We start from the raw sequence: 8053 nt of genomic DNA on the forward strand, positions 1-8053 counted from the left end.
GGCGCGGCGGCTTGGCCCGCCGCGCCGGGCTTCAGGCTTCCAGCTCGCGCAGCCGCTGCAGGTGGAAGCCATCGCCGAGATGCGCGCCCAGCTCGGCCTGCGCGGTCTTCACCAGGGCCGCATAGGCCCCCGGGTTGCGCGACAGCCCGCCCAGGAAGCCCAGCACCTCGGACTCGCTGGGGAAGGCGAGCAAGCCCGGCGTGGCCGTATCCTCCGCCGTCACCAGCACCACCGGCCGACGACGCAGGATGGACTGGGCCACGCCGCTCAGCAGGCCCAGCTTGGCGATATTCCCGTCACGCTCCACCAGCAGCGTGACGTCGGCGAAGAAGTCGTTCCAGAAGTTGCGGCCGCGGCTGGCCAGCACGACGCGCGCGGGCGACCCGGCCAGCCTGTCCTTCGAATCCGGGTCCACCAGCACGATGGGCGCCGTGCCGGTGGCGGCCCTCAGCGCCTCGATGAAGGCGAGATCCGCCTCCGACACCACCTGGCCATGCAGCGAGACCCCGATGCTGCCGAGCTCTGTCGCCGGGCGGCTCTCGCCGAAGAGGTTGGTGGCGAGCGCGACATCCCAGCGATCCTGCAGCGCCTGGCCCTGCGCCAGGTCCGGCCGGTTGACGAACAACGCGAAATTGGCCGGCAGCACGCGGCCCGCCAGTCCCAGCTTCGCCAGGCGCTTGCTCGCCTCGGCCACCTCCGCGGGCGTGGCCACCAGCACCACCACCTCGCTGCCGGCAGGCGGGGGCGGCACATCGGCCAGCCGGTCCAGCAGGCGGCGGCCATAGATGAAGAGGCTGGCCGGCTCCTCCGGCGCCTCCTCGAGGATCGGCAGGCCTGCGGCGCGCAGCCGCTGGGCCTGCCAGCAGAAGCCCTTGGGGGCAGTGCCGAGGATGTTCCAGACCTGGCTGCGCAGGCCCTGTCGCTGCTCGATCACCGCATGGTTCAGAAGCAGTGTCACCAGCTGGGAGTCCGCGCCGAGATCCGCGACATGCAGCACCGGCCGCAGATGCGCGCCGGGCGCCAGGCCGGCCGGGGTAGAGGCCGAGGTCCGAGTGGTGATCAGGGCGCCTTTCGACGCCACCGCGGCCGGCCTGAGACTCAGCCGGGCGCAGGATGAGGCATCGCGCGCGGCGGCCAGCGGGTCCGGCATGCCATCCCCGCCCGCGCCCGGCGTGCCATCCGGCAGGATCAAGGGGGCTCGGCCCTCGGCCAGGCAGGCCGCCAGCCAGTCCAGCCAGGGGCCCAGGGCCGCCGGCGCGGCCTGCCAGCCGTCCTTCGCCTCGGGCGCCAAGGCCAGGGCCTGGGGCAGCTGCACCAGGCTGGCGGCGCCGCGGAAGCCGACGATGCGGGTCAGCAGATCCTGCTCCGCCCCCTCCTCGATCGCGGCGAAATGGCCGATGTCGCGCACCACCTCGGCCCGGCGGAACAGGGGGGAGGCGCGATGCGGCTGACGGAAGCCGCCCTCCAGGCCCGCCAGCGCCTGGCCAGCCCAGTCCAGCTGGACAACCTGGGAGATGCCGGCCAGCAGCGACGGCTGCGCCGCCAGCGCCGCCACTTCCAGCTTCAGCCGGTCCGGATGCGACACCAGGCTGGCGCCGTGGCAGAGCACGAATTCACCCGCCGCCGCCTGCAGCGCCAGGTTCAGCGCGGCCCCTGCGGCCAGGCGCTTCGCCTGCACGATCGGGCGGATGCGCTTGTCCTGCTGCGCCAGGCCGCGCAGCAGCCCGGCCGTGGCATCGGTGCTGGCATTGTCGACGACCAGCGCTTCCCAGTTGCCATGGCTCTGCGCCTGCAGCGCGGCGAGGCTGGTGGCGAGCGTGGCGGCGGCGTCCGTGGCCACCATCAGCACGGACACCAGCGGCCCATCGCCGGCGCCGCGCCAGGGCCAGGCGAAGCCATCCAGCAGCCGCCCGCCCGGCGCCGCCTGCCGCAGCGCCAGCGGCGCCAGCTGCTGGCTTTCGAAGAAGGCGTTCAGCAGCACCAGCCTGTCGGTGGCCAGCGGCTCGGCATTTGCCAGCAGCAGCATCAGCTCGGGCGCCGGAAGCGAAGCCTGCAGCCGGCTGGCCTCGAGATGCGCGAGGCCGCTGCGGCGGTTGCGCAGCAGCAGGTCCAGATAGAGCGCAACCGCCGCGGCATCCTTCTGGAAGGCGGGCGTGTCCCGCAGCGCGGCCAACGTGGACAGCGCCAGGTCGGGCGCTTCGGCGCGCAGCCCCGCGGCCAGCAGGCGGCGCGCAGGCAGCAGGTCCGGCCGGCTGGCGATCAGCCCCTGCAGCAGCGTCCTTGCTTCCGCCGAAGCGCCCGTGGCGAACAGCGCCGCGGCGCCGCGCAGCAGATAGGGCACCACGGCCTCGGCCGGCGCCCCGCCGGCCGGCACCCGGTCCCGGGTCTGCCGGAACAGGGCGCAGGTAGCCTCCGGGTCAGGCAGGGCCCAGAGCCAGTCCATCACCTGCAGCGCGGCCTGGGCCAGCGCCTCGCCCGACAAGGAGGCCGGGTCCCGCAGCAGCGTGGCGGCCTCGGCATAGGCCTGGGACAGGCCGGTCTCGGTCTTGCTTGCGTCAATCAAGGTGGGAGCCTCAGGCACCTGGGGGCCTCTGGGTTCGGGAGGGGGAAGGAAAGGCTGGCCATGCGGCCGGCGCGGGAACTGCCGCTACCGCGGCGCCCCCTGCCGTATCCGAAACGACAGACCTCCTGCAGGCGGAAGGCGACCATTGCATTGCTGATCGGAGACTACCATTGCGATTCGGGCGGCACCAGCCTGCACCCGCCGGCTCGCCCGGCGGCAAGTCAGTGCAGCAAGGGATCCAGCACCCGACCGAGGTGCTGGCTGATGCGCTGCGGATGGAAATGCTGGGCACGCTCCAGGTAGGCGCGCGAAAGCCCGGCCCGCTCCTCCGCCGTCAGGGCCAGCGCATCGGCGACCGCACGGCGCAGATCCTCGGCCGACTCCGGCTCGAAGAGGAAGCGCTGGGAGACAACGGGCAGCAATTCGCGCAGCTGCCGCGTCGCCGGGCCGATCAGCAGCGAACCGACGCTGAGTGCGAGCAGCGCGACGCCGGAGGTGAGGAAGCGCTCATAGGGGATGACCACGCAGGCGGCGCCGCGCATCAGGGCGGGCACCTCGGCATCCTCCACCTTGCGGATATCCCAGACGATGTCCTGCCGCCCCGCCGCCTGGGCGCGCAGCTCATCGAGGAAGGGATCCTCCGGAATCGGCTCGCCGCTGATCTGCAGCCGCGCCTGCTGCGCGGCGAGGAAATCCGGTGTCAGCACCTCGATCAGCCGCTCCGTGCCCTTGTAGCGGCGGATCTTGCCGAAGGAGAGGATGTTGCGGCCATGCGGCGCGGCAGTGGTCTCGGCGATGGCGGCCTCGCTGACCGCAGACTGGGCCGCCGCTTCCGGCTCATAGACGCCGAGATAGGAGGGGTGCGGCAGGAAGTAGATCTTGCGCCGGTCCAGGCGGATCTGGTCCGCCAGCACATTGATCGCCTCGGTGTTGTGCACCAGGATCCGGTCGCTGAAATCGCCGATTGCCTGGCGGATCTGCAGGAACTGCTGCACATGCTCCAGCTCGTGCGGCAGGCTGTTGTGCACGGTCCAGACCAGGCGGCCGCCCATGGCGACGAAGCGTTCCAGCGCGGCGCGGAAATACTCCGCCGCCACGCGCGCCTCCACCTCGGTGCGGCAGGGGCGGACGATGTGTTCCTCCCAGTGGATGTGCAGCAGCACCTTCTCCCGCGCCTGCAGGCGGGCGATGGCGTCGTCGACGCGGCCGCGCAGCGGCGTGTAGCGCTCCGCAAGGCCTGAATAGAGCACCTCGGTATAGGGGTTGTCCCGATACATGGTGCAGTTGATCACCGGAACCGGCATGTCAGCTCTCTCGCACGGGCAGGATGATCTTCGGCGCGACGAAGGGCCTGACGCGCAGCGGGAAGGGCATATAGGCGGGCTCGCCGGCCTTGATGCGAGCGTGGAAGGATTCCGAGTTCTCGTGGTAGATGTGCCGCGGCTCGGTGAAGCCGGTTCGGGAGATGCCGAATTCCTCGCTGGCCGTCAGGCTGTCCGACCGCGCCCGGCCGAACAGCAGCGGCCAACGCAGACGCGGCACGGCGCGGGCGCCCCAGGTCAGGCCGATGCGCTGGATGAATTCCAGATCCGCCGCGATGCGCACGCTGTCGAAGAAGCCGACCTTGTCGAGCACGGGCGCGCGCCGGAAGACCAGCGAGATGCAGCAGAGATGCGAGATCTGGCCGCCCGCCTTGATGACGATGTCGCCGTCCGAGGTCATGCGCAGCCAGTCGGTGGTCAGCCCCATCACATCCGGCCGGCGCAGCAGCACGCTGATGCTGCTGGCCAGGCGGTCGGGATGCGACCAGTCGTCGGAATCCTGCAGCGCGATGAATTCGCCCTGCGCCTGCAGCATGCCGGTGTTCTTGCTGACATAGGTGCCGTCATTGGTGGTCTTCAGGATCACCTTCACCCGCGGGTCGGAGCGTTCGAGCTCCATCAGGATCTGCGGCGTGCGATCCGTGCTGGCGTCGTCGACGATGATGAGCTCGAGGTTGCGGTAGCTCTGCTGCAGGATCGAGCGGGCGGCCGTCGGCAGGTAGGTCTCGACGTTGTAGGAGGTCATGATGACGGAGACCAAGGGCCCGTCGAAGACCGGCGGGAAGGGCCCGGCGAAGCGGCCGTGCCGGCCGCTGCCCACCAGCTGGTCGAAGGCCTGGGCGCCCTGGCTGCGGTCCAGCAGCACCGGCTGCGCGCCGACGCGCGCGAACATCGGATCGAGGCAGCGCAGCGCGCCGGGCGTATCGCCGGCCTTGTGCGCGACGGCGTAGCGGAACAGCGGCATCTCCAGCGGATAGGCGGCGGCGCCGCCGTTCCGGTGGGTCCAGTCCACATGCTGCGCGGCGCGCGCATTGTTCCCCGTCTCCAGGTTCACCGCGGCCGCCAGCAGGCGCAGCTCCAGATCCGCCGGCGCGCGCTCGATCGCCGCCTCGGCGGCTTCCAGGGCGCGGTCGAAATGGCCGGTGAAGAACAGGTTGCGGACATATTCGCGCTGCATCTGCCCGCTGTCGCGGGAGCCAGCGTCGTCCAGCAGCGCCTGCGCCTCCTCCACCTCGCCCAGGCCGCGATGGGCGCGGATGGCCCAGACGGTGGCGCGCTCGTCGCGCTCCTCCGGCTTCATGGCGCGGAACCACCGCAGCACCGTCTTGTGGTCGCCGGCCAGCTGGCCAAGGCGCATCAGCTCGATCTTGTAGCGCAGCTCCTCCGGCGCCGCCTCGGCCAGGCTTTCCAGGATCGGGATCGCCTCGTCGAAGCGTTCCGCCATGGCGACGGTGCGGGCGTATTCGTAGCGTGTCTGCACATCGCCCGGCGCGCCGGCCAGCTCGCGCTGCCGCACCTCCAGCAGCTGCGCCATCAGCCGGTCGGCGCGCTGCCGGGACCGCAGCGGCTCGCGCTTGTTCAGATCCAGCTCCAGCGCCAATACCCGCTCGCTGAGCCGCGCATCCTTGGGCTTCTGCAGCAGGGCGCGGTCGAGCAGGCGGATCGCCTCCTCCGTCTCGCCCAGGCGGTGCTTGAGCGTGGCGCCCAGCATCAGCGCATCCATCTCCGCCGGCTTGCGGCGCAGCACCGCCTCCGTCAGGGCCATGGCATTCTCGAACTGGCCCAAGGCCTGCTGCACGCGGGCGGCGGAAAGCTGCACCCAGGGATCGGGAATGGACTCCGCCGGCAGCAGGCCGAGCGCGGGCAGCAGCTGCGCCATCCATTCCTGCGCCAGCGCGTCCTTGCAGAGCTGCGCCAGGCCCAGCAGCTCGGCGCGATCGAAGGCCTGCACCGTCTCCGCCACCGTGCGCGGCGGCAGGAAGGCGATGGCCATGGCCTGCACCACGCCGCGGGCCAGGGCGACGCGCACGGCGTCCGGCGGCAGCGCGCCGAGCGCGCTGGCCGGCATCGCTGCGCGGGCGCCGGGCGCAAAGAGGGCGAGCAGCAGATGCTGCGCCCAGTCCGGCGCCAGGCCATCCAGCGAATTGCCGGCCTGGCCGGTGGCACGGTGGCGAATCACCGCCTGCAGCACCCGCCAGGCGGGCTCGGTCGTGGCCGGCAGGGAGTCCAACAGGCGCAGCGCCTCGGCCGCCGCACCGGCCCGCAGGCGCAGCGCCACGGCCAGCCGCGACAGCGCCGGGTCACGCGGTGCCGCCGCGATCTCCTGCAAGGCCGCTTCGGGGTCGAGCGTGCCCGAGATCAGCCGCAGGCTGAGCGCCAGGGCGCGCGGCTGCGCCCATGCGGGCGCATCCGCCAGCATCGCATCGAGCTGCTTCAGCGCATCGCCGGTGCGGCCGCGATGGGCCAGGAAGCCGGCACGGTCCAGCTCCTCCTTCTTGCGGGCCAGGATGGCCTCGATCGCCTCCGCCGGCATCTCGACATAGACCGGCAGGCGGGCCAGCGGCGCGGCGTCCGGCGCGTCCGAGGGATAGAGCAACAGCTCGCCCTCGATCGCATGCGGCGCCAGCGCGAGGAGCGGGACCGTCACGCTCGCCTCCAGCAGACCGCGGAAGATCCTCTCGGGCTTGAAGTCGAGCGCCATCACGCGCGGCGCCGTCAGCTCCAGACGCATCGGGCAGCGCAGCGGCTCCGCCATCGCGACCTGCGCGGGATCGACATGCACCACCAGGACGCGGCCATCGCGCCAGCGGGTGGCGACCGGCAGCCGTGAGGCACCCGGCGCCGCCGCGGTGTCCGCCACTGCGACCACGGCGCGCAGGCGGGAGGCGACGGCGCGCTGCTTCGGGTTCAGCGCCGCCGTGGGCCCGATCAGCCCGGTGATGAGATCCGCCTGGCCGAGGAACTGCATCAGCTCCGCCGACCAGTCTTCCACCGGCACCTCGGGGCGGCCGAACAGCGCCTGCAGCATCGCCAGGTGCCCGGGCTCCAGCGGCGGCTGCGCCGCATGCTGCGGCGGCTTGCCGTCGCGCAGCGGCGTCAGCACGTTGCGGTCGAATTCCGGCGCCAGCAGGAAGCGGCGGATGCAGCTGTGGTAGCCTTCCCGCGCCGAGGACTGCAGATTGTCGCGCGCCGTCGGCGGGCGGCCCAGCACATAGCGGAACAGCGTATCGACGCCGAGCGGCGCGGCGGCGGTGGTGAAGACGCGATGCCGCAGCAGCGGATCCTGCGCCGCCTGCGCGCGCAGCGCCGCCTGGGTCAGCTCCGCCAGGCGTGTCTGCGCGGACTCCGCGGGCGCCGCCTGCCAGCCCGCGGCGCCCAGGCGCAGGGCGGAATCCTCATGCGTCAGCAGGCGCAGCAGGAAGCGCGGCCAAGGCTCGGCGAAGCTGGCGCCGGAAAGCTGCAGGCGCCCGGCGAAGATATGCGTCTCGGCCAGGCGGCGCGGCGCTTCCGGCACGATGGCGGCGCGTGCCGCCTGCGGCGGGGCCCGGCCCGCGGCAAGCGGCCCCAGCACGGTCTCGGCGAAGGCATCGGAGAGCAGCAGCGCCCGCGCCGCCGTCAGCGGGTCGCGCGCCCCGTTCGGCAACTGCGCGGCATCGGCCCGGCCGAAGAGCAGTTCCACCAGACCAGCGGCCCAGGCGGGCGACTTCGGTGCGGCACGAGCGCTGCCGTCCTTGAGCGCCAATTCCGGGTTCGATTCAGACAAGACGCGCTCCGATTCCTGCTGGAAGCCTGCCGGTTGGCGCCTTGAGGGACCGCCGCCGAGACACCCATAAGACACGACAAGGCAGGCGCCCCTCTCATCAGGACGCCATACCCCAAGGTCAAGTCACCGCACATGCGGCGTCAAATTAACTGCACTTTATATGATTAGAGAGACCGCCCCCGATCCAAGACAAGATCTCGATCAATGCATAAGGTACGCCGCAGCGTCCTGGGTTCCCCGCGACATTAGGGGGGGAAATCAATCGGAAATCAAGCCACCGCGTTTGGGCAGGCCGCCTTCGCGCGGGATAGTTGCGTGACAAACCGGCCTCACGCGCGTCCGTAGGTGTCTTCCAGGCGGACGATGTCGTCCTCGCCGAGGTAGGAGCCGGACTGCACCTCGATC

4 protein-coding genes are annotated in these 8053 nt (G+C 71.7%); all 4 read right to left on the reverse strand.

Translation table 11 applies throughout. The annotated features are described in order from the left end of the window. Positions 1 to 31: 31 nt before the first annotated feature. The gene (locus J3S20_RS24860) at positions 32 to 2563 is read right to left on the reverse strand and encodes a glycosyltransferase family A protein (protein ID WP_216839604.1); all 2532 of its coding nucleotides are present in this window, start codon (positions 2561 to 2563) and stop codon (positions 32 to 34) included. Between the two features lie 221 nt (positions 2564 to 2784). Continuing rightward, positions 2785 to 3867 carry a glycosyltransferase gene (locus tag J3S20_RS24865; RefSeq protein WP_216839605.1) on the reverse strand — a complete coding sequence of 361 codons (1083 nt, stop codon included), beginning with the start codon at positions 3865 to 3867 and terminating at the stop codon, positions 2785 to 2787. Position 3868: 1 nt separating this feature from the next. Further along, on the reverse strand, positions 3869 to 7648 hold the full coding sequence (locus J3S20_RS24870; RefSeq protein WP_216839606.1) for a glycosyltransferase: 3780 nt from the start codon (positions 7646 to 7648) through the stop codon (positions 3869 to 3871). Positions 7649 to 7977: 329 nt separating this feature from the next. Further along, on the reverse strand, positions 7978 to 8053 hold a 76-nt coding region (locus tag J3S20_RS31305; protein ID WP_216837025.1), incomplete at its 5' end, for a hypothetical protein.

Source organism: Falsiroseomonas tokyonensis, from assembly GCF_019024325.1.
In the GTDB taxonomy this organism is placed as follows: domain Bacteria; phylum Pseudomonadota; class Alphaproteobacteria; order Acetobacterales; family Acetobacteraceae; genus Falsiroseomonas; species Falsiroseomonas tokyonensis.

Excerpts from the sequence above, each read along its gene's own strand:
- J3S20_RS24865 (WP_216839605.1), bottom strand. The coding sequence starts at position 3,867 with ATGCCGGTTCCGGTGATCAACTGCACCATGTATCGGGACAACCCCTAT.